Annotated in this window: 3 protein-coding genes; all 3 read right to left on the bottom strand. The window is 31.6% G+C overall.

Annotated elements, in window-relative coordinates; genetic code table 11:
- Nucleotides 1-183: 183 nt before the first annotated feature.
- The 3 genes from IQ247_RS33295 to IQ247_RS33000 are packed head-to-tail and all read right to left on the bottom strand — an operon-like array spanning nt 184 to nt 1077.
- Nucleotides 184-489 carry a transposase family protein gene (locus tag IQ247_RS33295; protein WP_322745622.1) on the bottom strand — a complete coding sequence of 102 codons (306 nt, stop codon included), beginning with the start codon at nt 487-489 and terminating at the stop codon, nt 184-186.
- A gap of 40 nt (nt 490-529) precedes the next feature.
- A complete protein-coding gene (locus tag IQ247_RS33290) occupies nt 530-643 on the bottom strand; it encodes a hypothetical protein (RefSeq protein ID WP_322745621.1) in 114 nt (37 codons plus the stop codon).
- 38 nt (nt 644-681) lie between these two features.
- Entirely contained in the window at nt 682-1077 is a 396-nt protein-coding gene (locus tag IQ247_RS33000) for a helix-turn-helix domain-containing protein (RefSeq protein ID WP_228060245.1), read from the bottom strand.
- Nucleotides 1078-1144: the final 67 nt, after the last annotated feature.

Below are 1144 nucleotides of genomic sequence, written 5' to 3'. Positions count from 1 at the left end.
TAGACATCTCCGAAAACAACCAAAGTCTTACCATAAGTGCCTTTTAGACTGCGATCGCCCAATAGCAAAGATAGCTAATTTGTACACAAGAATAGGCATTAGATATGGTTCCTATTGATAATTAGCGAAAAAATAGAATCTATCTAAAAAAAATTATGTTTGATCTATTCAATTTTCTCATAACTAAAAAATAAATGTACCAATTCGGAGTCTAACGAGTCCGCAAATAGTCATTATTATCTGTTCGTACTTGTATGAATTTAATCTAAATCGTTCTTGAACTACTCTAAATACCTTTACTAAACGAATTAAATGTTCCACAAAAATTCGTTCAGATGCTAACTCTTTGTTTTTCTGCTTTTCTTCAATAGTTAACTCTTTATTTCGAGGTTTTTTCTTCGGTGTTTTTATTGATTTTCCACCTTGATATGCTTTATCGCCATGAAATTTTTGTTTTGGGTCAAAACCTTTCTTACTTTCATTAAATATACTTATGTCGCTTTTCGGTCCAGGTTTGTTAGAAACTACATCAACAATATCTTTCCCCTGAAGGTAAGACGATTAATTGGCTTTTCCGAGTATGATTTACTTTTTTACCTGAATAATATTTTTTTTGCTCTTTATAGTCGCTAGGTCTTTCTATAGGCTGCTCGTAGCTATCTACTATTAACTCAAATTCAGTTAAAATCTCTTTAACAATTTCGTAGTCACTGGAGTTTTTTTTACCTCTTCAAGTAAGCTGGATGGTAGCAATTCTTCTAACAATGGAAACCAATAATTAAACGTATAATTTGCAGTACTTTCACTTACTCCAAATTGAATGCCAAGAAGTTGAAATGTTGTCAAATGCCTTAAGTATGTTAAAGTCAATATCACTTGCTCAGATAGTGACAGTTTCGGTTTTCGACCTCCTCCACCCCGAATAATTCGCACTTTTTTAGATTCAGCCAATGTCACTTTATGACTATGTAGTTCTATCACTTTTCCTAAAAGCTGTTTTAACTGTTCATACTTTAAACCTAGCAAACGCTGTGATTCTTTAGGATTCTTTTCAATATAATCTAATAGACTAGTCATAAGATTCCGATAAAAACACCATTTTATATTATTTTATCAGAGTTTAATTATTTTTTGGAGATGTCTA

It is taken from the genome of Plectonema cf. radiosum LEGE 06105 (assembly GCF_015207665.1).
Classification (GTDB): Bacteria; Cyanobacteriota; Cyanobacteriia; order Cyanobacteriales; family Nostocaceae; genus Rivularia; species Rivularia radiosa_A.
This window is presented reverse-complemented; position numbering and strand designations above follow the sequence as displayed.